At 53.9% G+C, this 21337-nt stretch carries 24 protein-coding genes; 13 read left to right on the top strand and 11 right to left on the bottom strand.

What is annotated here, in order from left to right:
- Positions 1-4: 4 nt before the first annotated feature.
- On the top strand, positions 5-1315 hold the full coding sequence (hslU, locus tag J7412_RS01400) for an ATP-dependent protease ATPase subunit HslU (protein WP_209076350.1): 1311 nt from the start codon (positions 5-7) through the stop codon (positions 1313-1315).
- Positions 1316-1425: 110 nt separating this feature from the next.
- Positions 1426-2649: an MFS transporter gene (locus tag J7412_RS01395; RefSeq protein ID WP_209076347.1), complete on the top strand. Its 1224-nt coding sequence runs from the start codon at positions 1426-1428 to the stop codon at positions 2647-2649.
- Here J7412_RS01395 and J7412_RS22080 read toward each other — a convergent pair.
- The 3 genes from J7412_RS22080 to J7412_RS01380 form a co-directional block, all read right to left on the bottom strand.
- The gene (locus tag J7412_RS22080) at positions 2635-2859 is read right to left on the bottom strand and encodes a Smr/MutS family protein (RefSeq protein WP_348540457.1); all 225 of its coding nucleotides are present in this window, start codon (positions 2857-2859) and stop codon (positions 2635-2637) included. The two genes, J7412_RS01395 and J7412_RS22080, sit on opposite strands and share 15 nt — an antisense overlap.
- A 365-nt stretch (positions 2860-3224) precedes the next feature.
- On the bottom strand, positions 3225-4277 hold the full coding sequence (locus tag J7412_RS01385; protein WP_209076343.1) for an MltA domain-containing protein: 1053 nt from the start codon (positions 4275-4277) through the stop codon (positions 3225-3227).
- Positions 4274-4933 (bottom strand): Tim44/TimA family putative adaptor protein, encoded by a 660-nt coding sequence (locus tag J7412_RS01380; RefSeq protein ID WP_209076341.1) that lies wholly within the window; start codon positions 4931-4933, stop codon positions 4274-4276. Before J7412_RS01380 ends, J7412_RS01385 begins: the two co-directional genes overlap by 4 nt.
- 104 nt (positions 4934-5037) lie before the next feature.
- Here J7412_RS01380 and J7412_RS01375 point away from each other — a divergent pair, with 104 nt between their 5' ends.
- Together J7412_RS01375 and secB are read left to right on the top strand one after the other, a co-directional pair.
- On the top strand, positions 5038-5580 hold the full coding sequence (locus J7412_RS01375; RefSeq protein ID WP_209076339.1) for an FxsA family protein: 543 nt from the start codon (positions 5038-5040) through the stop codon (positions 5578-5580).
- A 54-nt stretch (positions 5581-5634) separates the two neighbouring features.
- Positions 5635-6129, top strand: a complete 495-nt coding sequence (secB, locus tag J7412_RS01370; RefSeq protein WP_209058244.1) for a protein-export chaperone SecB — start codon at positions 5635-5637, stop codon at positions 6127-6129.
- Between the two features lie 37 nt (positions 6130-6166).
- On the opposite strand, the gene dnaQ is transcribed toward secB, so the two are convergent.
- From dnaQ to J7412_RS01350, 4 genes are read right to left on the bottom strand one after another with little or no spacing between them, the layout of a single operon-like run.
- Positions 6167-6904, bottom strand: coding sequence for a DNA polymerase III subunit epsilon (gene dnaQ / locus J7412_RS01365; RefSeq protein ID WP_209076337.1), 738 nt, complete (start codon positions 6902-6904; stop codon positions 6167-6169).
- A complete protein-coding gene (coaE, locus tag J7412_RS01360) occupies positions 6897-7499 on the bottom strand; it encodes a dephospho-CoA kinase (protein WP_209076335.1) in 603 nt (200 codons plus the stop codon). The genes dnaQ and coaE overlap by 8 nt, the downstream gene beginning before the upstream one ends.
- Complete coding sequence (locus tag J7412_RS01355; protein ID WP_209076333.1) at positions 7496-8329, bottom strand: shikimate dehydrogenase; 834 nt, start codon at positions 8327-8329, stop codon at positions 7496-7498. Before J7412_RS01355 ends, coaE begins: the two co-directional genes overlap by 4 nt.
- Positions 8326-8925 carry a Maf family protein gene (locus tag J7412_RS01350; protein WP_209077495.1) on the bottom strand — a complete coding sequence of 200 codons (600 nt, stop codon included), beginning with the start codon at positions 8923-8925 and terminating at the stop codon, positions 8326-8328. The genes J7412_RS01355 and J7412_RS01350 overlap by 4 nt, the downstream gene beginning before the upstream one ends.
- A 417-nt stretch (positions 8926-9342) precedes the next feature.
- On the opposite strand from J7412_RS01350, the gene hemJ reads away from it, so the two are divergent.
- The 7 genes from hemJ (at position 9343) to J7412_RS01315 (ending at position 16706) form a co-directional block, all read left to right on the top strand.
- A complete protein-coding gene (hemJ, locus tag J7412_RS01345; protein WP_209076331.1) occupies positions 9343-9792 on the top strand; it encodes a protoporphyrinogen oxidase HemJ in 450 nt (149 codons plus the stop codon).
- A 120-nt stretch (positions 9793-9912) separates the two neighbouring features.
- A complete protein-coding gene (rho, locus tag J7412_RS01340) occupies positions 9913-11184 on the top strand; it encodes a transcription termination factor Rho (RefSeq protein WP_209058261.1) in 1272 nt (423 codons plus the stop codon).
- 10 nt (positions 11185-11194) lie between these two features.
- Complete coding sequence (gene mnmE / locus J7412_RS01335) at positions 11195-12493, top strand: tRNA uridine-5-carboxymethylaminomethyl(34) synthesis GTPase MnmE (RefSeq protein WP_209076329.1); 1299 nt, start codon at positions 11195-11197, stop codon at positions 12491-12493.
- A 23-nt stretch (positions 12494-12516) separates the two neighbouring features.
- Positions 12517-14379, top strand: coding sequence for a tRNA uridine-5-carboxymethylaminomethyl(34) synthesis enzyme MnmG (mnmG, locus tag J7412_RS01330; protein ID WP_209076327.1), 1863 nt, complete (start codon positions 12517-12519; stop codon positions 14377-14379).
- Positions 14379-15017: a 16S rRNA (guanine(527)-N(7))-methyltransferase RsmG gene (gene rsmG, locus J7412_RS01325; RefSeq protein ID WP_209076325.1), complete on the top strand. Its 639-nt coding sequence runs from the start codon at positions 14379-14381 to the stop codon at positions 15015-15017. Before mnmG ends, rsmG begins: the two co-directional genes overlap by 1 nt.
- Positions 14995-15804, top strand: a complete 810-nt coding sequence (locus tag J7412_RS01320) for a ParA family protein (protein WP_209058270.1) — start codon at positions 14995-14997, stop codon at positions 15802-15804. The genes rsmG and J7412_RS01320 overlap by 23 nt, the downstream gene beginning before the upstream one ends.
- A gap of 11 nt (positions 15805-15815) precedes the next feature.
- The gene (locus J7412_RS01315; RefSeq protein WP_209076322.1) at positions 15816-16706 is read left to right on the top strand and encodes a ParB/RepB/Spo0J family partition protein; all 891 of its coding nucleotides are present in this window, start codon (positions 15816-15818) and stop codon (positions 16704-16706) included.
- On the opposite strand, the gene J7412_RS01310 is transcribed toward J7412_RS01315, so the two are convergent.
- Genes J7412_RS01310 through rph form a run of 4 tightly spaced genes read right to left on the bottom strand, consistent with a single transcriptional unit; the run spans position 16696 to position 19521 of the window.
- On the bottom strand, positions 16696-17049 hold the full coding sequence (locus tag J7412_RS01310; protein ID WP_209076319.1) for a YbaN family protein: 354 nt from the start codon (positions 17047-17049) through the stop codon (positions 16696-16698). The two genes, J7412_RS01315 and J7412_RS01310, sit on opposite strands and share 11 nt — an antisense overlap.
- Positions 17050-18207 carry a radical SAM family heme chaperone HemW gene (hemW, locus tag J7412_RS01305; RefSeq protein WP_209076316.1) on the bottom strand — a complete coding sequence of 386 codons (1158 nt, stop codon included), beginning with the start codon at positions 18205-18207 and terminating at the stop codon, positions 17050-17052. It abuts the gene before it with no gap.
- Positions 18200-18811 (bottom strand): RdgB/HAM1 family non-canonical purine NTP pyrophosphatase, encoded by a 612-nt coding sequence (gene rdgB / locus J7412_RS01300; RefSeq protein WP_209076314.1) that lies wholly within the window; start codon positions 18809-18811, stop codon positions 18200-18202. The genes hemW and rdgB overlap by 8 nt, the downstream gene beginning before the upstream one ends.
- Entirely contained in the window at positions 18808-19521 is a 714-nt protein-coding gene (rph, locus tag J7412_RS01295) for a ribonuclease PH (protein WP_209076312.1), read from the bottom strand. The genes rdgB and rph overlap by 4 nt, the downstream gene beginning before the upstream one ends.
- Before the next feature lie 129 nt (positions 19522-19650).
- Between rph and hrcA the strand changes: the two genes are divergently transcribed.
- Both hrcA and J7412_RS01285 read left to right on the top strand, forming a co-directional pair.
- On the top strand, positions 19651-20715 hold the full coding sequence (hrcA, locus tag J7412_RS01290) for a heat-inducible transcriptional repressor HrcA (protein WP_209076310.1): 1065 nt from the start codon (positions 19651-19653) through the stop codon (positions 20713-20715).
- Positions 20716-20724: 9 nt separating this feature from the next.
- Complete coding sequence (locus J7412_RS01285; RefSeq protein ID WP_209076308.1) at positions 20725-21285, top strand: nucleotide exchange factor GrpE; 561 nt, start codon at positions 20725-20727, stop codon at positions 21283-21285.
- Positions 21286-21337: the final 52 nt, after the last annotated feature.

Here is a 21337-nt window from a genome sequence, read left to right as displayed (position 1 = left end):
TTTTATGACTGATCTCACACCCCGCGAAATCGTATCCGAGCTTGACCGTTTCATCATCGGTCAGAAAGACGCCAAACGCGCCGTCGCTGTCGCGCTGCGCAATCGTTGGCGCCGCAAACAGCTGTCTGATGACATTCGCGATGAGGTTTACCCCAAAAACATCCTGATGATCGGCCCAACCGGTGTTGGCAAAACCGAAATCAGCCGCCGTCTTGCGAAGCTTGCCCGTGCCCCCTTCATCAAAGTTGAAGCCACCAAATTCACGGAAGTGGGCTATGTTGGACGCGACGTCGAACAAATCGTGCGTGATCTGGTGGACGCAGCGATCATCCAAACCCGCGAACACATGCGAGAAGATGTGAAAGTCAAGGCCTATGCTGCCGCCGAGGACCGCGTGATCGAAGCCATTGCAGGCACTGATGCCCGCGAAGCGACGCGCGAAATGTTCCGCAAGAAGCTCAAAGATGGCTTGCTGGACGACACGGAGATCGAGCTGGAAGTGGCGGACACCTCCAACCCGATGGGCGGCATGTTCGACATCCCCGGCCAGCCCGGTGGCCAGATGGGTATGATGAACCTCGGCGATATCTTCGGCAAAGCGCTTGGCGGGCGCACTGTCAAAAAACGCATGACCGTGGCCGAGAGCTACGAGGTGCTGATTTCTGACGAAGCAGACAAGTTGCTGGACGATGAAACCGTCAACACCGCCGCCCTGAAAGCTGTTGAGCAAAACGGCATCGTGTTCCTGGACGAAATCGACAAGGTCTGCGCCCGCCAAGAAGCGCGTGGCGGTGATGTTTCCCGAGAAGGGGTTCAGCGTGACTTGCTCCCCTTGATTGAAGGCACCACGGTTTCCACCAAACATGGACCCGTGAAAACCGACCATATCCTCTTTATTGCCTCGGGTGCGTTCCACATCGCAAAGCCCTCTGACTTGCTGCCGGAACTTCAGGGCCGTCTGCCAATCCGCGTGGAATTGCGCGCGCTCACCGAAGAAGATTTCGTACGCATCCTGACAGAAACCGACAATGCATTGACGCGCCAGTACACCGCTTTGATGGGCACAGAAGAGGTCGTTGTAACCTTCACCGACGATGGCATTGCAGCGCTTGCCAAGATCGCCGCGGAAGTAAACCAATCGGTGGAAAACATCGGCGCGCGTCGCCTCTACACCGTGATGGAACGGGTTTTCGAGGAACTCAGCTTCTCTGCGCCAGATCGATCCGGCGAGGAAATCACCGTCGATGCGGCCTTTGTAGAGACGAATTTGGGCGAATTGGCAAAATCCATGGACGTCAGCCGCTACGTGCTCTGATTTCTTCTGGTTCCACAACCCGAAGCCAGCCATAGTCCCGGAGAGTTTTCTTTCCGGGACTTTCTTTTGCGCGCTGTGCGCCAAAGCCCCAACCACATTGAGCCAATACAATGATTTCCACCCGCGCATTCCTGCGGCAAAACGGGCGCTTTCTCTTGCCCGGTGCCGCGTTGATGTTTCTGTCCTGCTTTGGGCAGACCTTCTTCATCGGAACCTTTGCGGCCGATATTCGCGCCTATTTTGACCTGTCTCACGGAGACTGGGGCGCCATCTATATGCTGGGTACAGGGACTTCCGCATTGGTCATGCTGTGGGCCGGCACATTGGCTGATCGTATCCGTGTGCGCCTGCTGGGTCCGATGATGCTCATCCTGCTGGCATGTGCGTGTTTTGCGCTTTCACAACTCACATGGGTCTGGGCATTGCCTCTCGTGATACTTGCGCTGCGGTTTACCGCTCAGGGCATGCTGCCACATATTTCAGCAGTGGCCATGGCTCGGTGGTTTTCCGCATCTCGCGGCCGTGCGTTGGCCTTTGCAACAATGGGGTTCATGCTGGCAGAGGCAATCATGCCCGTCACTGTGGTTTGGCTCAAAGCCCGTGTGGAATGGCAAATGATCTGGATCGCAGCCGCTTGTTTTTGTCTGATCATGGCGCCGGTCATTTTCGTGCTCCTGCGCCAAGAGCGTGAGCCCAACAGCATCGTTTCCGAACACTCCACCTTTGGTATGCAAAGCCGCAACTGGACGCGTTGGGAAGCCATTCGGCATCCGGTTTTCCTGTCTGCAATTCCTGCGATGATGGCGTTTCCGGCATTCGCCACCGTGTTTTTCTTCCAGCAGGCCTATTTTGCAGAGATCAAAGGGTGGTCCCATCTCTCCCTTGTCGCAGTCTTCCCGCTTGGCACCATTTCTTTTGGGGTATCGACCTTGGTCTATGGCTGGTTGATCGACCGATTTGGTGCCGCGCGTCTCATGCCATTTTACCTGCTCCCACTTGTGGCCGCGTTCGCGATACATGCATGGGCACCCTCAGTGAGTTGGGTCGCAGTCGGTGTCATTTTGATGGGGATGGCAGGAGGAGGCATGGCGACATTGCCTGCATCGGTCTGGTCCGAGTTCTTTGGTACGGCGCATCTTGGCGCAATCAAAGCCACAGTGGCTGCCTTTGGCGTGCTGGGATCTGCGCTTGGACCAGGTTTGTCCGGATGGCTGATTGATGCAGGTGTCTCCTATGAAAGCCAGCTCCAGAGCTTTGCCGTTTGTTTTGCTCTCGCAAGCGCCGCGATGGTAATCCCCTTTGCACGGGCGCGCCGCAGCCTACCGACGCCGTAAATAAACGTAATACGCCCCGGTGCCACCGTGTTTGATGTGCGCTTCAGCAACCTGCAAAATGCAACTCTTCATCGGGGGCAGAGCAAACCACTGCGGGACTTGATGTTTGAGAACACCACGACGCGTCGGGATTGGTCCGTCATCACGTTTGGATTTGCCTTTGCCTGTGATGACCAAAACCAGTCTTTTTCCCTCGGCATGGGATCGCATGATGAAGCCGGTCAACGCCCCATGCGCCTGATCGGCAGTCATTCCATGCAGATCGATTTTGCCTTCAGGAACCAGTTTCCCGCGTTTCATACGGCCAAAGGCTTTCTTATCCATTTGCACAGGCTGTCGCGCCACGCGATCTGAGACAGAGCCCATCAGATCATGCCCGCGCAAATCACTCGATGCCCGTGAGCCAACTTCAAATGCGGGTAGAGCAGGGGACGCGTCCCGCGCCCTTGGTTTCTTCTGCGGTTTGGGCTTGGGCAGCGGCAGATCATGCGACTTCGCTGTTGGGTTTAGTCGTTCAGCCGTGTCAGCCACCTTGCGCCAAAGCGCAACTTCATCTTCGCTCAGTTTTCGGCGTGTCACAGAACGGACTCCGGCAGCATTGCATAGGCGCGTTGGATAGGCAGCAGAACCACCATCCGGCCGGGATCCTTCAACGTCCCAGCAGCGCGACCCGCTGCGTCTCCGGTGCCAAAGAAAATATCAGCACGCTGTGCGCCTTTGATGGCAGAACCGGTGTCCTGTGCGATCATAAGACGGCGCAGAGGGCCTTTGCCGTCCTTCTCCACCCAAACTGGGGCGCCAAGTGGCGTAAAGGCCGGATCAACGGCAACAGAACGCATCTCGGTAATAGAACGGTTCATGGCGCCAAGCGGACCTTTGTGTGCTGGCACACGGCTGACTTCCCGAAAGAACACAAAGCTGTCGTTGTGCCGCAAAAGCTCCGCCCCTTCGGTAGGGTTACGCTTCACCCAATTTTTGATGACCTGCGCGCTCACCTGATGCGCGCCATAGATACCACGCCGCACAAGTTCCGCACCAACTGAGCGATATTCATGCCCGTTCGCACCGCCATAGCCGACCCGGATATAGCCACCATCGGGCAAACGTACCCGCCCAGATCCCTGAATTTGTAGAAAGAAAAGCTCAACAGGGTCGTCGACCCAAGCGATTTCCAACCCTCGGCCGTCCATGGCTGCGCTGGTTTCAATTTCTCGCCGTGTCAGCCACTGCCCACCACGTCGCACCTCTGGCGGCACGCGGTAAATCGGAAACTGATACGGCCCCCCTGGTCGACGCGCGCCGTCGAGTTCAGGCTCAAAATATCCGGTAAACAACGCATCCCGATCTGCTTCCTCTATGAGAACAGGTCGAAACAGCAGCTCAAAGAACTTGCGCGCATCAGAAATGCCCGAGGCCGCGGCACAGACGGTTTGCCAATCTGGTGCATCCAGATCAGCACATGTGTTCAAAAACACTTGGCGGGCAGCCTCATGATCATCGTCTGCCCAGCCTTCAAGCTCTTCAAATGATAGGATTTTCATGGTTGTTTCGGACATCGCTGCGCTCCCGGCCATGACACCAGCCATCACATGGGCTGCGGCCAACGCCGCCCGAAACATCCCAATCATTCGCCTGTGGCAACAAGCTGCCAGTTCGGGTCATCAGATCCCATGACACGGGCAAAAGTCCAAACGTCTTTCTGGCGTTTGATCTGGCTGTCGCTACCTTCAACGATATCGCCGCCATTGTCGCGCACAACATGGGTCAATTCCCCGATGAAGCGCACAGAGATTTCACCTTCCTTGGTCGCATCATCAAAGGTCGCATCCTGAAGCACCATTTCACGAACACCAATGAATTCGCTTTCAACGGTCAGGCCTTTGTCCTCGCGCATCTGAACCACATAGGCAAAGCTCTCATAAACTTCGTCGCCCAGAAAATCCTTGATCGACGCAAGATCACCTTTTTCAAAGGCCATCAGGATCATCTCATAGGCGCCACGGGCACCGCCAAGGAAGTCATTCACGCCAAACTGCGGTTCTGCGGACTTCATTTTAGCAAGAGCTTCAGCCTGTGGGCTGCCCTCTTCTGCATGGTCAAGAATGTCCTGATCCGGACCACCTTCGATCACTTCGAGCTCCGGCCCGCGACGACGTGATGGTGCTGTTGTTTCCTGACGAGGAGGCTCAAAGCCGTCACGTGTGCCCAAAACATTGCGAAGGCGCAGGATGAGAAACACAGCAATACCGGCAAGAACCAGAAGTTGAAGTAGGGAGGAGTTCATTTGAACCTCTTGTTGGGCATGGAAACAACTGTCTCACGCACTTATGTAAGTTACAGGCGGGGTCAAGTCCACCTCACCGGAGATGACATTGGAGTAAAGCGAAGATGTGGCTGTTGTTGGCCTTTGTTGCGGTCCCGATGATTGAGATCGCCCTGTTTATCAGCTTTGGCGGTGCGATTGGCTTGTGGCCAACGCTTGCGATTGTGCTTTTGACCGCGATGCTTGGCACGCATCTCGTGCGCTCTCAAGGGCTCGCCGCGATTGGAAATGTACAAAGATCTTTCATCGAATTGAATGATCCTACCGAGCCTTTGGCGCATGGAGCCATGATCCTGATCGCTGGCGTCCTGTTGCTGACACCTGGTTTCTTTACCGACGCGCTTGGTTTTGCCTTACTGACGCCGCCATTTCGCTCCGCTGTATTTCATTACGCACGCAAACGCGTTCGGGTGCAAAGTTTCACAATGGGAAGCGCAGGTTCTGCTCAGTTTCACGCAAACACGCCACAACGCCCGACCCACGGCGCGCAGGCTGACATTATTGACGGGGAGTTTTCCGAAATCGATCCGGATGCGAAACCTGTGACCAATCAGGATGAGACGGTCAAAAAGCCCACACATTCACCCTCAGGTTGGACAAAGCATTGAGGCACTAAGTCTGACCTGATAAAGCAGGCCAAACGTGTTTTTTTGGAGATCCCAATGGCGGAAACAGAAAACGGTGCTGCACAGCAGGCACCTCAGCTGAAGATGAATGTGCTGACCCAATTCGTGCGCGATATGTCGTTCGAAAACATTCTGGCGCAAAAGGGCTCCAGCGCGAACCCGCAGCCTGATGTTCAGGTGCAGGTCAATTTGGATGCCAAAAAGCGCGCAGCAGACAACCAGTTTGAAGTTGCCATCAAGCTGAACATCACCGCCAAGAACAAAGATGATGGCGCTGAAATGTTCATCCTGGAAATGGACTACGCCGGTGTCTTCCACATTGAGGGCGTGCCTGAAGATCAGCTGCACCCGTTCCTTCTGATCGAATGCCCACGCATGTTGTTCCCGTTCGTGCGTCGCATCGTGTCTGACGTGACCCGTGACGGTGGCTTCCCGCCGCTGAACCTTGAAACAATTGATTTTGTTGCACTTTACCGCGCAGAACTGGCGCGTCGTGCGCAAGAACAGAGCGAACAGCCTGTCGCAAACTGATCAATTTGGCGCTGCCCTTTGGCAGCGCCTCACCAAACTAGCCGAGTTTGGACCAGAGGGCATTTTCGCCCATTTTCTCTACAAAACCTCTATGCGCTTCTGCCTCGGCCTCCGTAAGCCGGGAGGGCAATGGCGTTGGGCGGGCGCTCGGACGCCAATCATCCTGAATGGCCGTGCTTTTCTTTTCTGAAGTGTTGTCAGACGCCAGAACCAGATCTGGTTGCCGTCCCCCAATCAGCTCCAGATACACCTCTGCCAGAATTTCGGAGTCAAGAAGCGCGCCGTGCAGCGTCCGTGAGGAGTTGTCGATCCCAAATCTGCGGCAAAGAGCATCCAGCGTGGCAGGAGACCCCGGAAACTTCTTACGCGCCATTTCCAGCGTATCAACAGCACGCTCCATCGGGATTTGCGGCAGGTTCATCCAGCTCAGTTCGGCATTTAAGAATTTCATGTCGAACTTGGCATTGTGGATGACAAGCTTGCTGTCATTGCCGATGAAATCGAGAAACTTTTGGCCAAACGCGTTGAACACAGGTTTGTCGCGCAGTGTCACCTCTCCCGGCGCGGCGTCACGGGGGATATCCAGGAGATCCGGGCCAATCCCGTGCACCTTGAATGCCTCATCCGGCATGGATCGCTCCGGATTGATGTAGACATGAAATGTCTCGCCGGTTGGCAGGTGATTGTAGAGCTCCAAAGCACCGATTTCGACGATGCGGTCACCAGAAAACGGATCAAAGCCTGTGGTTTCCGTATCGAGTACGATTTCACGCATGATCCAACTGTCCTCTGATGGTTTTCACAATCTTCTCCACCTGAGACCGGGCATGGTCAAGTGTATCCGTTTCTACCACATAGTCTGACAATGCCAGTTTTTCTTCATTTGGCATCTGTTTTGACCGGATGTGTTCAAACTGAGCTTCACTCATCGTGCCGCGTTCCAGCACACGAATTCTCTGCAATTCAGATGAAACAGAGACACATACAACCGCGTCCATCGCTGCATCGCCACCTGTTTCAAAGAGCAACGGAATATCAAAAACGAGGATTTCAGCGTCAGCTCCGTTAATGAAATCCGCGCGATCCTGGGCGACCAGAGGATGGACGATCTTTTCTATGGTGCTCAACACAGACGCATCTTGTGCAATCAGCTCTTTCAACCGATCTCGCGAAACCGCTCCATCTTCAATCGCGTCTGGTAGCGCCGCTGAAATAGGAGCTACAGCAGCGCCTCCCTTTGCGTAAATCCGGTGCACCGCTGCATCCGCATCCCAAACCGGGCAACCCAATTCTGAAAAAAACTGAGCTGTCGACGATTTCCCCATGCCGATTGAGCCGGTCAAGCCGAGCTTGAATACCTTTTTGGTCATCCCAAAACCACCTGCCGTGTGGCTTCATCCACAACAGGGCGGCGGCCAAACCAACGCTCAAAACCCGGCACCGCCTGATGCAGCAACATACCAAGGCCATCAACGGTCACACATCCGCGCTCCTGGGCGGTTTTCAGGAAATTTGTGACCAGAGGATTATAAACCAGATCCGTGACAACAGTTTCGCTGCGCAATCCGTCCATGGGAATCCGAAGCTCCGATTTCCCAGCCATGCCAAGAGAGGTTGTGTTTACGAGCGTGGCGGCTTCTTCAAGAATATTGCCGGCCTGGACCCATTCGACAACTTTGACGCGTGCGCCAAAATCCTCCCGCAACCGATCTGCGCGCACGCGCGTCCGGTTCGTCAGCAAGATTTCTGGCACACCTGCGTCTAGAAGTGAGGCTACCACAGCCCGCGCGGCGCCACCTGCGCCGAAGACCACCGCTGGACCGGCCTCCGCCTGCCACTCTGGTGCGCCATGACGCAGATTTTCGATAAAGCCGTATCCATCGGTGTTGTCGCCAACGATGCTGCCATCCGGGCGGAAAATCAGCGTGTTCACCGCACCGATCAATGTCGCGCGGTCCGTAATCTGGTCAACAAACTGAACGACACGCTCTTTATGAGGGATGGTAACGTTACAGCCCACAAACCCCATTTGTGGCATCGCCTTAAGGACAGCCTCTAGATGCTCTGCATCCACTTCAAGCGGTACGTAATGTCCTGCGATGCCGTAGGTCTTCAGCCAATGATCATGCAGAAGTGGGGATTTGGAATGGGCGATGGGATTGCCAATCACACCGGCGAGGGGGATCGAGGGCAAAGTCATTGTGGCAGTTCTCCCCGCAAGGTCAGATATGAGAGTATTTCAACAAGTGGCATTCCAAGGACGGTAAAGTAGTCTCCGTCTACTTTTTCAAAAAGCCGCACGCCTTCTTCCTCGAGTTTATACCCGCCGACCGAATGGCGTATGCTCTCAAAATTTCGGTCCAAATAGTCGTCAAGAAATTCGTCGCTAAAGTTTCTCATGAACAGGCGTACCACACCGACAAAACGCCATAGCGGCTCGCCATTCTGATAGATCACTGCGGCAGACAAGAGCATATGCCGATTTCCGCGTAGCATCAGGAGCTGATTGCGCGCGTCATCAATGCTCGCGGGTTTGGAAAAGATCGTGCCCTGAAAATCAAGCACCTGATCACAGCCAAGTACCATGGCCTCCGGCCGCTTCAGGCTCACCTTACGCGCTTTGGCCTCCGCGAGCGCATCCGCTACATCTCTTGGCGGCGCGCCTTCCGCCTGCAAAGATCGGCGGATCATTTCTTCATCCACACGCGGCTTAACAACTTCGTAACCAAGATTCGCTTTATGTAGGAGCTGAGCCCGTATCTCGGAACCCGAAGCAAGGATCAGGGGTGCGGCCATGTGGATAAATCCGTGGAGAAGGAAAGGAACATCTGGTGAGTCCTTTCTGGAAATTTCTGTGAGATTTTGCAAGCTGGGGAAACTCACCCGGACTTCATGGAAATCCCCCGTTTTTCTGCACCGTGGATGAGGAAAACTTTGCTTGGGGGAGGAATCAGCCACATACTGGTTCATCCTCACGTTTATCCACAATCATCCACACGTCATCTAGTTCTCAAGTCTTTGACTCTCATAGACTCTTTTCACTTTAGCCCCAGATGTGGGAGTCTTCTTAGATATTCTATCCTCCTGTGTAAAACTGCGGGGGAAAACCCATAATCCACAGGTTTGGAGCTCCCAACAAAATCATCATCCTTTTCTAAATATATTTATTTATTTATTTAGAGAGGGTGAGCTCGTACCAAGGATCGAAACCGCATGGGTTACTTTCTCGTAGACATTTATCCCTATGTCCTCGCTTTCCATATCATGGCTGTGATCAGCTGGATGGCAGGGTTGTTCTATCTCCCACGGTTATTTGTTTATCACGCGGAACGGGCAGAGCAGGGGGATCAGCTCGACGAAACGCTTAAGATCATGGAATACAAGCTTCAGCGCTACATCATGGCACCAGCCAGCGTTGCTGCTTGGCTTGCAGGTCTCACGCTAGTGTTTACGCCGGGCATAGTCGATTGGTCGTCAGTTTGGCCTTACACAAAAGCGTTTGCTGTGATTGCCATGACAGGGTTTGATCACTGGCTCATGCAAATGCGAAAGAAATTTGATCGCAACGAGAACACGCTTACTGGGCGCCAGTATCGAATGATGAACGAAGTACCGACAATTTTGATGGTAATCATCGTTGTCTCGGTTGTGGTGAAATTCTGAATTTATTGACTCAGAAGAGCGAAAGCCCTATCTGAGTCGACAACTGGCCCGTCCGGGCTAAGTGTATCCCTTATATAGATCACATGATCTGCCCCGTTTCGGGCAGTACAGGATTGTTTCATGACACAAGAAAAGCTCGCTCTTGGCGATCTGAAAGCCAAAAGCCCTAAAGCGCTCTTGGCAATGGCCGAAGAGCTGGAGATCGAAAACGCCTCCACCATGCGTAAGGGCGAGATGATGTTCCAGATTCTGCGCGAACGCGCGGATGATGGTTGGGAAATCTCCGGTGATGGTGTGCTTGAGGTACTTCAGGATGGTTTTGGCTTCCTGCGCTCTCCAGAAGCCAACTATTTGCCGGGCCCGGATGATATCTATGTCAGCCCGGAGATGATCCGTCAGCATTCTCTGCGGACCGGTGACACCGTGAATGGCGTTATGACGGCGCCTGGCGACAACGAGCGCTACTTCGCGCTGACTGGCGTGTCTCAGATCAACTTTGAAGCGCCAGAAAAAGCCAAGCACAAGATCGCGTTTGACAACCTCACACCGCTTTATCCCGATGAGCGCCTGAAGATGGAGATCGAAGATCCCACCATCAAAGACCGCTCTGCACGGGTTATCGATCTGGTTGCGCCGATTGGTAAGGGCCAGCGTTCCCTAATTGTTGCGCCGCCGCGCACCGGTAAAACCGTTCTGTTGCAAAACATCGCGCACAGCATCGAAGCGAACCACCCAGAGTGTTACCTGATCGTTCTTTTGATCGACGAACGCCCGGAAGAGGTAACGGACATGCAGCGGTCTGTGAAAGGTGAGGTTATTTCCTCTACTTTTGACGAACCGGCCACCCGTCACGTTGCTGTGTCTGAAATGGTGATCGAAAAGGCAAAGCGCCTTGTAGAGCATAAACGAGATGTTGTGATCCTTCTGGATTCCATCACAAGACTTGGTCGCGCCTTCAACACTGTGGTGCCTTCTTCCGGTAAAGTTCTGACCGGTGGTGTGGACGCAAACGCTCTCCAGCGGCCCAAACGTTTCTTTGGTGCAGCTCGTAACATCGAAGAGGGCGGCTCGCTCACAATTATCTCGACCGCGCTGATCGACACCGGCTCGCGTATGGACGAGGTGATCTTTGAAGAATTCAAAGGTACAGGTAACTCTGAGATTGTTCTGGACCGTAAGGTGGCAGACAAACGTGTCTTCCCTGCGATCGATATTCTCAAATCTGGTACTCGGAAAGAAGATCTGCTTGTCGACAAGGGAGATCTGGCCAAGACATTCGTATTGCGCCGTATCCTCAACCCGATGGGCACCACGGATGCCGTGGAGTTCCTGCTTGGCAAACTCAAGCAGACCAAAACCAATGGCGAGTTCTTTGACTCGATGAACACTTAAGGAATGTGACATGGCCTATGTGCCTGACACAATTTTCGCCTTAGCAACGGCCCCCGGTAAAGCGGGGGTCGCTGTCGTTCGTGTGTCCGGTTCCAGAGCCGCAGAGGCGGGGAGGGCGCTTTTCGGCGTTCTGCCCAAACCACGCTACGCTGCTTTGAAGATCCTGAAAGACAGTGAAGGCCGTCGTTTGGATCAGGCCTTGGTGCTCTACTTTCCGAATAAGAACAGCTTTACCGGCGAAGAGGTTCTTGAGCTGCACTTGCATGGTTCAACTGCCGTGGTGAATGCGGTTCTTCGGGAACTCTCTGAGATGGATGGGCTTCGCTTGGCGGAGGCAGGGGAGTTCACCCGCCGTTCTTTGGAAAACGGATGCCTTGATCTGGCCCAGGTCGAGGGGCTCGCTGATCTGATTGATGCAGAGACCGAGGCTCAGCGGCGTCAAGCCTTGCGGGTTTTGTCAGGTGATCTTGGGAAACTTGCAGGCAAATGGCGCACGGATTTGATCCGAGCGGCTGCTTTGATTGAAGCGACCATCGACTTTGCCGACGAGGAAGTCCCTGTAGATGTCACGCCGGAAGTCACTGAGCTTCTGTCTGGCGTAAGAAATGAACTCGACCGTGAGATCGCCGGTGTCGATACGGCTGAACGCATCCGCACGGGTTTCGAAGTCGCCATCCTCGGTGCGCCAAATGTTGGCAAGTCCACGCTGCTCAACGCGCTTGCTGGTCGCGAGGCGGCAATCACCTCTGAATACGCGGGGACAACGCGTGACGTGATCGAAGTCCGCATGGAGCTAAACGGATTGCCGGTGACTTTGCTGGATACTGCTGGGCTTCGTGAGACTGAGGATCACGTGGAGGGGATCGGCATTCAGCGTGCACGCGAGAGGGCAGAGGCTGCGGATCTCCGTGTATTCCTTCAAACTCAGGATGAAGCGCCGGATTTCGAACCGCTGCCAGAGGATGTGATCAGAACGGCGAAGGCAGATACTTTGTCTGATCCAAAAAATGCGATTTCAGGCAAAACCGGTTTCGGCATCAGCGAATTGGTTTCTGAGATCACTGAAAAGCTCTCTGAACAGGCTGGTCGATCCGGAGTGGCGACGCGCGAGAGGCATCGGATCGCTATGAAACGCGCATCAGAAGCACTGGATGCAGCGCGTGATGTTCTAGCTCTCGGACCGGATCACTATGATATTGGTGCTGAAGAGTTACGAACCGCGATTCGTGCTCTTGATTCTATTGTTGGTCATGTCGATGTAGAGAACCTGCTGGACGAAATCTTTTCGAGCTTTTGTATCGGGAAGTGATTCAAATCTGAGGAGTGTTTCACGTGAAACATTTTGACGTTATTGTTGTGGGCGGAGGACACGCCGGAACGGATGCTGCGTCGGCGGGGGCGCGTATGGGTGCCTCAACAGCTCTAGTCACCTTGAAGAAATCAGGCATTGGCGTCATGTCTTGCAATCCTGCCATTGGTGGTCTTGGAAAAGGCCACCTTGTGCGTGAAGTAGATGCGCTTGATGGGGTCATGGGGCGTATCTCTGATATGGCTGGAATTCAGTTTCGACTGCTCAACCGTCGTAAAGGCCCAGCTGTACAGGGCCCACGCGCGCAGACCGATCGAAAGATCTATCGCGAAGAAATGTTGGCGGAAATCGAAGCCACACCCAATTTGACCATCGTTGAGGGCGAGGCAACTGACTTCCGGATGGAAGGGCAGGCGGTGCGGGGAGTCGTCCTCGCAGATGGATCAGAGATCTCTGCGCATTCTGTTGTACTCACCACAGGGACTTTCCTGCGGGGTGTCATCCACATTGGGGATGTGTCTCGCCCTGGCGGCAGAATGGGGGACGACCCGTCTGTCAAACTTGCGGAGCGCATTGACAGTTTTGATTTGCCTCTTGGGCGGTTGAAGACTGGCACGCCTCCACGGTTGAATGGCAAAACCATCAAATGGGATCTACTCGACAGCCAGCCGGGAGATGATGATCCGGTGGTTTTCTCGTTCTTGAACAAGGCGCCAAGCGCCCGGCAGATTTCCTGCGGCATCACGCACACGAATGAGAAAACACATGAGATTATCCGGCAAAACCTAGATCGCTCCGCGATGTATGGTGGTCATATCGAGGGCGTCGGGCCGCGGTACTGCCCATCTATCGAAGATAAGATTGTGCGTTTTGCAGATAAAACTTCACACCAGGTCTTCTTAGAACCGGAAGGTTTGAACGATCACACGGTTTATCCAAACGGCATTTCGACCTCGCTGCCTGTAGACGTCCAAGAAAACTACGTGCGTTCGATGTATGGCTTGGAAGATGCAGAAATTCTGCAGCCAGGGTATGCGATTGAATATGACTATGTGGATCCGCGAGCTCTGGATGCGGCGCTTGGTGTTAAGGGCGTGCCAGGTCTATATCTTGCGGGGCAAATCAACGGGACCACTGGATATGAGGAAGCTGCGGCACAAGGGCTCGTTGCAGGCCTGAACGCAGCTTTGGCGGCACAAGGCAAAGAGCCCCACCATTTCCGCCGATCGGATAGCTATATCGGCGTCATGGTTGATGATCTTATCACGCGCGGGGTCACAGAGCCCTATCGCATGTTCACCTCACGTGCAGAGTTTCGTCTTTCTTTGCGTGCAGACAATGCAGACCAGAGGCTTACGCCAATTGGTTTGGAGTTGGGTCTCATTGGCGAAACGCGGAAGTCGGTGTTTGAAGACAAGCAGGAGAAGCTAACGTCCGGCAAAGCCCTCCTCGAAGAAACTGGCTATACGCCAAAACAAATTAATGCTGCGGGCATTTCTGTTAACCAAGATGGTAATCGTCGCACAGCATTCCAGGTTCTCGCTTTTCCTGAAGTGAGCTTCGGAGATGTTGTGGAGCTGGATTCTCGCTTTGCCGAAATAAGCCAAGATATCCAACTTCAGCTTGAGCGTGATGCGCTTTATGCAAATTACATCGAGCGCCAAAAGCGCGATGTCGAGGCAATGCGCAGAGATGAAACGCAGATTATCCCGTCTGATTTCGACTTCGATGTGATCGAAGGTTTGAGCAACGAGTTGAAATCCAAGTTGAATGCGGTCCGTCCTGAGAATTTGGGGCAGGCCGGGCGGATTGATGGCATGACACCTGCGGCTCTTACGCTGCTTCTTGCTAAGTTGCGCCAGGCCCAGAAAGCGAAAACCGCCTGATGAACTGCCCAGAGAACATTCGTGACGCATTGGATGTTTCACGTGAAACATTTCAACGTCTGCAGATCTTGGCAGACTTACTGGTTAAGTGGAACCCGAGAATTAACCTCGTTTCCAAGTCCACACTCGACGCCTTATGGGAGCGTCATATCCTGGATTCGGTTCAGGTTATGCGTAGCGCACCTCATAATGTGGCGCATTGGGTAGACATTGGCAGCGGTGGTGGTTTCCCCGGATTGGTCATTGCCCTGATGTCGGAAGAGCCAACTGCGCCGCAGAAAGTAACGTTGATTGAGAGTGATCAACGTAAGTGTACCTTTTTGCGGACGGTATTGCGAGAGACCGGCGTGAAAGCAGCTGTTTTGACAGAACGTATCGAGAAAGCGCCTCCGCAGAATGCCGACGTTCTTTCTGCACGCGCGCTGGCGGATCTTCCGCTGTTGTTTGACTTTGCAGAGCGACATTTGCGGGCAGATGGCGTTGGGCTGTTTCCAAAGGGAGCAAGCTGGCAAAAAGAGCTTAAATCCGTACAGGAATCGTGGTCATTTGATTGCGAAGTGGTAAAGAGTATTACGGACTCTCAAGCAGTCATCCTGAAGGTCGGAGAACTGAAACGTGACGGATCCAACGCGCCCTAAGGGCCCCAAGATTATCGCTGTTGCCAACCAAAAAGGTGGGGTTGGCAAAACCACAACAGCCATAAATCTTGCAGCTGCTCTCGCAGAGCAGAAATGTCGTGTGCTTTTGGTGGATCTTGATCCGCAGGGCAATGCATCAACGGGGTTGGGCGTAGAAGTCGAGGATCGTCAGAACACAACATATGACCTGTTGACCGGTGAAGCCGAACTTGAAGACGTGATTCAAACGACGGACTCGGAAACCATGTGGATCGTTCCGGCAACTGTCGATCTGAGCTCGGCGGACATTGAGTTGATGACCAATGAAAAGCGTAGCTTCTTGTTGCATGACGCCCTGCGCCAGCATGCTATGGATGCCTATGATCTGGACTACATATTGATTGATTGTCCGCCATCTCTCAACTTGTTGACTGTCAATGCAATGATCGCTGCGCATTCGGTCTTGATTCCGCTTCAAAGCGAATTTTTCGCACTTGAGGGATTGTCGCAACTTATGCTGACCGTGCGTGAAGTGCGACAAACCGCCAATTCAGGTCTGCGCATTGAGGGTATTGTGCTGACGATGTTCGATGCACGTAACAACCTGTCTCAACAAGTGGAGCAGGATGCGCGCGATAACCTTGGTGAATTGGTGTTCGAAACCAAAATCCCTCGGAATGTGCGTGTTTCTGAGGCTCCCTCTTACGCGCAGCCGGTTTTGGAGTATGATCCAACATCCAAGGGCGCAGAGGCATATCGAGCCCTGGCCAAGGAACTATTGGTCAAAAACTATAAAGTCGCTGCATAAAGGAGGCCGGTATGGCAGAGAAGAAGAAACCACGTGGCCTTGGCCGCGGCCTCAGTGCGTTGATGGCGGATGTGACCGAAGATAAGAGCGCGCAAGTTGCGCAAACACCTCGTCGGGCAGATTTGGTTGTCCCAATCGAGCGGATTGAGCCAAATCCAGATCAGCCGCGCCGTGATTTTACACCTGAACAGTTAGACGATCTGGCGAATTCCATTCGCGAAAAGGGCGTCATTCAGCCGCTTATCGTTCGGAAGAAATCTGGAGATCGATACGAGATTGTCGCTGGCGAACGCCGTTGGCGCGCGTCCCAGATGGCGAAGCTGCATGAGCTTCCGGTTATCGTCAGAGAGTATGATGACACTGAAGTTCTCGAGATTGCGATCATCGAGAACATTCAACGTGCGGATTTGAACCCGGTTGAAGAGGCGATGGGCTATCGCCAACTTATGCAAAAGTTCGGTCACACGCAGGAGAAGGTATCTGAAGCGCTCGGCAAAAGCCGAAGCCATATAGCAAACTTGATGCGTTTGCTCAATCTACCGGATGACGTTCAGATGATGTTGCGCGAGGGAGACCTATCGGCTGGTCATGCACGCGCTCTGGTGACCTCGGAAAATGCCTCGGAGCTGGCCAAGAAGGTTGTGAAGGATGGTCTTTCTGTTCGCCAGACAGAAAAACTCGCGAAAAAAACAGGCTCTCTCGTCGAGCAAATTAAAAAATCTCGACCAAAGACCCATAAGGACGCCGATACAGTCGCGCTAGAAGGCGATCTTTCTGCGAATTTGGGCATGAAAGTCAGCGTCGATCATATGTCTGGCGGAGAATCTGGTAAAATTACCATTAGTTATCAGACACTTGATGATCTTGATGAGTTGTGCCGGATACTGTCCTCTACGCGTTAGGTCGCGTCCAGAGGAAAAAAAGTACCGCGCTTAGAACCACCGCTTGGATGATCAAAACGGTGGTTTTGACACCTAACGCTAATGAAATTGCAAAAACCAACATTATGGACAGTGTTGCTGCCCTTTTTGCGCTTGGTCTGATCGCACCATTGCGATGCCAATCATCAATCATCGGACCAAAGAGTTTGTGACTGAGGAGCCAGTTGTGCAGCTTCTGTGATGAACGTGCAAAACAGAAAGCTGCGAGCAACAAAAAGGGGACAGTCGGCAAGAGGGGGAGCACAACGCCGACCAAGGCAAACGCGACACATATCAATCCGCAGATCAGCCAAATCGCGCGCATTTAGTCCACCAAAAGTTCCGACAGGACAGAATTTAGCACCATGCGCCCTTGTGGCAAGACGCGCAGATGTCGCGCTGTCTTTTCAATCATGCCTATTTCGATCAAGTGATCCACGCGGGGTCCTTCAAGAGCATGCCCCGAGAGCTCCTCGTAGCGGGTCAAATCAATTCCCTCGCTCAGGCGAAGGCCCATGAGAAGGAATTCCGCGGCTTGCCCATTTCTGGAAATCACCTCGTCCAGGCTTTCTCCATTTCCGTCTTCTGCAGTCTCCAGCCACTTGTTCGGATTTTTCCAGGTCTCTATCGCGTGACGTTTCCCGTTAAGTGTCAGCCGCGCATGCGCCCCGGGCCCAATTCCTGCGTAGTCGCCGTAGCGCCAATAGATTTGATTGTGCCGTGATTCAGAGCCTAAAGCTGCGTAATTGGAAACTTCGTAGGGCAACATGCCTGCTTCAGCGCAGATCTCCTGCGTTGTTTCATACATGTCTGCAGCAAGATCATCTTCTGGCAGGCCACGCAGCTTTCCACGGTTGTAGCGATCGCCAAAGGCTGTGCCTTGTTCAATTGTGAGTTGATAGAGAGAAAGATGATCTATGGCCATCGACAGAGCTTCTTTCAACTCGGCCTGCCAATTACTCAACGATTGGTCCTGGCGTGCATAGATCAGGTCAAAACTTACCCGATCAAAGGTTTTCCGCGCTATTTCAAAGGCTTTCTTGGCTTCTGATACAGAGTGAATACGGCCTAAACGCTGTAAGTCTCTGTCATTCAGCGCCTGAATACCCATGGAAATTCGGTTTACCCCGCCTGCGCGATAAGCTGTGAACCGACCAGCTTCAACAGATCCTGGATTCGCCTCAAGCGTGATTTCCATGTCGTTTGATGTGGGCCAGAGGGTTCGCACGCGTTCCAGAATGGCTGCGACGATATCTGGATCCATTAAGCTTGGGGTGCCTCCACCGAAGAAGACAGTGTTAAGCACACGCCCCGGCGTCTGAGCTGCGACGCGATCCAGTTCGCTGAGATAGGCGTGTAGCCAGCGATTTTGGTCGATTTCACGGCTCACATGGCTGTTGAAATCGCAATAGGGGCATTTGGCCTGACAGAACGGCCAATGTATATATAGGCCAAAGCCCCCGTTTTGCCAATCGTCAGCCAAAACAACCCGCCACAAAGGCTTTCACCGCGCGTCCGCGATGGCTGATCTTGTTTTTGGCCCAGCGGTCCATCTCCGCAAATGTGACATCATGCCCTTCGGGGACAAACATCGGGTCATAACCAAAGCCATCTTTGCCGCGCATAGGCCATACAAGATGCCCGGGAGCCACACCCTCAAAAACCTCATCATGCCCGTCAGGCCAAGCCAGAACCAGCGTGGAGCGGAATTGCGCGAGTCTTGGGTGCGGAGCGTTTACCGCTTCAAGTTCGTTGTGGGCGCGGGTCATTGCCATCACAAAGTCCCGGCCATCTTCGGTCTCGGCCCAGTCCGCTGTATAGACGCCAGGCGCACCGTTAAGCGCGTCAATCGTGATGCCACTGTCGTCTGAGAGGGCAGGCAGGCCGGTTGCTTTCGCCGCTGCGTGGGCTTTGATCCGGGCATTTCCGACAAATGTGTCTTCGGTCTCTTCTGGTTCGGGCAGATCCATTTCTGCAGCACCGACAACTTTAACGCCAAAGGGCTCAAGGAGATGAATCATCTCCTCAAGTTTACCTTTGTTGTGCGTCGCCATCAGCAGCGTTTTGTCCGTGAACTTGCGTGTCATGCCACGGCTGCCTCTTGCGCGGCAACGAGTTCTGCCACGCCTTTTTCTGCGAGATCAAGCAGTTGGTTCATCTGATCACGGGAGTAGGTAGCACCTTCAGCGGACATCTGGGTTTCAATCATCTGCCCGTTGGCCAGCATGATGAAGTTGCCATCCACACCTGCCTCGCTGTCTTCTGGATAGTCCAGATCAAGCACTGGCTGACCTGCATAGATGCCGCAAGACACTGCCGCGACCGGAGAAATAAGTGGGTCGGTGGTGACGTCGCCGGCTTTCATGAGCTTGTTCACTGCCAAACGCAGGGCAACCCAGCCACCGGTGATTGAAGCACAGCGCGTGCCGCCATCAGCTTGGATTACATCGCAATCCACCGTGATTTGACGCTCGCCCAAAGCCACACGGTCCACGCCTGCGCGCAGGGAACGGCCGATCAGGCGCTGAATTTCTACGGTGCGGCCGCCTTGCTTACCTGCCGCAGCTTCGCGCCGCATGCGGGAAGACGTAGAGCGTGGCAGCATCCCGTATTCCGCTGTCACCCAACCCAGACCGGAGCCTTTGATAAACGGTGGCACGCGCGCTTCCAGAGAGGCGGTGCAAAGCACATGCGTATCGCCCATTTTGATCAGGCAGGAGCCTTCCGCATGTTTGGTTACATTGGTCTCAATCGACACGGCACGCATTTCATTGAGCTGACGTCCAGAGGGGCGCATGGGAATTTCCTTCTCTTGATTTCTTTTGGGCATAGCCGCGCGGGCAGGGCGGGTGCAACCCCGATTGACCAACGCCGATTGACCTTTGTGCTTGAGCCTATTTTATTGAAGAGCAGAAGGCACGGGCAGATGACAGACACCACTAAAATCCTCGAAGAAATGAACGATCGCAGCCGAGAGGTGTTTCGCCGTGTGGTCGAAGGCTATCTTGAAACCGGCGATCCGGTTGGATCGCGCACGCTCACCCGGTCTCTTTCGGAGAAAGTCAGTGCGGCGACCATTCGCAATGTGATGCAGGATCTGGAATACCTTGGCCTTCTGGACAGTCCGCATGTTTCGGCTGGCCGCGTGCCGACGCAGCAAGGCCTTCGTATGTTTGTGGATGGGCTCCTTGAAGTTGGTGATTTGGATCATGGAGACCGCAAAAAGATCGATGCCACGTTGGGAGAAGGCGATAAGGATGTGAGCAACATGCTTGATCGCGTCAGTACAGCGCTTTCTGGTGTTACACAGGGGGCTTCGCTGGTTCTGGCACCCAAACATGAGGCACCAGTCAAACACATCGAATTTGTCTCCCTCGCACACGATCGAGCGCTGGTGGTCTTGGTGTTTGCGGATGGCCATGTGGAGAACCGTCTTTTTACACCGCCACCGGGGCAAACACCCAGTTCCATGCGCGAGGCCGCGAATTTCCTCAATGCTGTCGCTGAAGGGCGCACGTTGAGCGAGGTGGGCAAAGCCGTACGGGAAGAGATCGCGCGCCGGCGCCAGGAAATCGATACGCTAGCTGCAGACCTTGTGGAAAGCGGTTTGGCACTTTGGGCCGGTGAGGGCGGACAGGAAGAACGCCTCATCGTTCGCGGGAGGGCGAATCTTCTTGGTTCTGGTGGCGAGGAGCAGGATCTGGAGCGTATCCGCACGTTGTTTGATGACCTTGAACGTAAGCGCGACATTGCCGATTTTCTGGAACTTGCCGAACAAGGCGACGGTGTGCGCATTTTTATTGGCTCAGAGAACAAACTTTTTTCACTTTCGGGTTCCTCTTTGGTGGTGTCTCCCTATATGAACGCTGATCGAAAGATCGTGGGTGCTGTCGGGGTCATTGGACCCAAGCGCCTAAACTATGGACGTATTGTGCCGATCGTGGATTACACGGCGCAACTGGTTGGAAAATTGATCTCCGACCGCGGTTAGAGGTGAAAAATGGCTGAGCCTAAAGACAACGAGTTTCTGGACGACATCGCAGAAGCCGAAGCCGAAGAATTTGCTCAGAGCCTTGATGAGCTCGCAGATGAGGCGGTGGAACTGGATGAGCTGCGTGCCGAGCGTGACGAGCTGAAAGACCGCTGGATGCGTGCGCTGGCAGATGCTGAGAACGCCCGCAAACGTGGCGACAAAGCGCGTCGCGATGCAGAGCAATACGGCGGCTCCAAGCTGGCCCGTGACATGTTGCCTGTCTTTGACAATATGAAACGCGCAGTTGAATCGATCACTGAGGAGCAGAAAGAGGCCTCCTCTGCGCTGATCGAAGGTATTGAGCTCACGATGCGCGAGCTGCTGAAAACTTTCTCCAAGCACGGTATCGAAGTGATCTCCCCTGAAGTGGGCGATAAATTTGATCCAAACGTGCACGAAGCGATGTTTGAAGCGCCTGTTCCCGGCACCAAGGCGGGTGACATCATTCAAGTTTCCGCTCAGGGCTTCATGCTGCACGACCGTCTTCTGCGCCCAGCACAGGTTGGCGTGAGCTCCACTCCAGCCTAACTGGCAGAGTTATTGAACTAAAAAGCCTCCGATCACTCGGAGGCTTTTTCTT

Origin of the sequence: Shimia sp. R9_3, assembly GCF_017743755.1 — a bacterium.
Classification (GTDB): Bacteria; Pseudomonadota; Alphaproteobacteria; order Rhodobacterales; family Rhodobacteraceae; genus Shimia.
This window is presented reverse-complemented; position numbering and strand designations above follow the sequence as displayed.

Bases quoted from the DNA above. Each gene is read 5' to 3' on its own strand.
- hslU (WP_209076350.1), top strand. From the start codon at position 5: ATGACTGATCTCACACCCCGCGAAATCGTATCCGAGCTTGACCGTTTC.
- J7412_RS01395 (WP_209076347.1), top strand. From the start codon at position 1,426: ATGATTTCCACCCGCGCATTCCTGCGGCAAAACGGGCGCTTTCTCTTG.
- J7412_RS22080 (WP_348540457.1), bottom strand. From the start codon at position 2,859: ATGCGATCCCATGCCGAGGGAAAAAGACTGGTTTTGGTCATCACAGGC.
- J7412_RS01385 (WP_209076343.1), bottom strand. From the start codon at position 4,277: ATGATTGGGATGTTTCGGGCGGCGTTGGCCGCAGCCCATGTGATGGCT.
- J7412_RS01380 (WP_209076341.1), bottom strand. From the start codon at position 4,933: ATGAACTCCTCCCTACTTCAACTTCTGGTTCTTGCCGGTATTGCTGTG.
- J7412_RS01375 (WP_209076339.1), top strand. From the start codon at position 5,038: ATGTGGCTGTTGTTGGCCTTTGTTGCGGTCCCGATGATTGAGATCGCC.
- secB (WP_209058244.1), top strand. From the start codon at position 5,635: ATGGCGGAAACAGAAAACGGTGCTGCACAGCAGGCACCTCAGCTGAAG.
- dnaQ (WP_209076337.1), bottom strand. From the start codon at position 6,904: ATGCGTGAAATCGTACTCGATACGGAAACCACAGGCTTTGATCCGTTT.
- coaE (WP_209076335.1), bottom strand. From the start codon at position 7,499: ATGACCAAAAAGGTATTCAAGCTCGGCTTGACCGGCTCAATCGGCATG.
- J7412_RS01355 (WP_209076333.1), bottom strand. From the start codon at position 8,329: ATGACTTTGCCCTCGATCCCCCTCGCCGGTGTGATTGGCAATCCCATC.
- J7412_RS01350 (WP_209077495.1), bottom strand. From the start codon at position 8,925: ATGGCCGCACCCCTGATCCTTGCTTCGGGTTCCGAGATACGGGCTCAG.
- hemJ (WP_209076331.1), top strand. From the start codon at position 9,343: ATGGGTTACTTTCTCGTAGACATTTATCCCTATGTCCTCGCTTTCCAT.
- rho (WP_209058261.1), top strand. From the start codon at position 9,913: ATGACACAAGAAAAGCTCGCTCTTGGCGATCTGAAAGCCAAAAGCCCT.
- mnmE (WP_209076329.1), top strand. From the start codon at position 11,195: ATGGCCTATGTGCCTGACACAATTTTCGCCTTAGCAACGGCCCCCGGT.
- rsmG (WP_209076325.1), top strand. From the start codon at position 14,379: ATGAACTGCCCAGAGAACATTCGTGACGCATTGGATGTTTCACGTGAA.
- J7412_RS01315 (WP_209076322.1), top strand. From the start codon at position 15,816: ATGGCAGAGAAGAAGAAACCACGTGGCCTTGGCCGCGGCCTCAGTGCG.
- J7412_RS01310 (WP_209076319.1), bottom strand. From the start codon at position 17,049: ATGCGCGCGATTTGGCTGATCTGCGGATTGATATGTGTCGCGTTTGCC.
- rdgB (WP_209076314.1), bottom strand. From the start codon at position 18,811: ATGACACGCAAGTTCACGGACAAAACGCTGCTGATGGCGACGCACAAC.
- rph (WP_209076312.1), bottom strand. From the start codon at position 19,521: ATGCGCCCCTCTGGACGTCAGCTCAATGAAATGCGTGCCGTGTCGATT.
- hrcA (WP_209076310.1), top strand. From the start codon at position 19,651: ATGACAGACACCACTAAAATCCTCGAAGAAATGAACGATCGCAGCCGA.
- J7412_RS01285 (WP_209076308.1), top strand. From the start codon at position 20,725: ATGGCTGAGCCTAAAGACAACGAGTTTCTGGACGACATCGCAGAAGCC.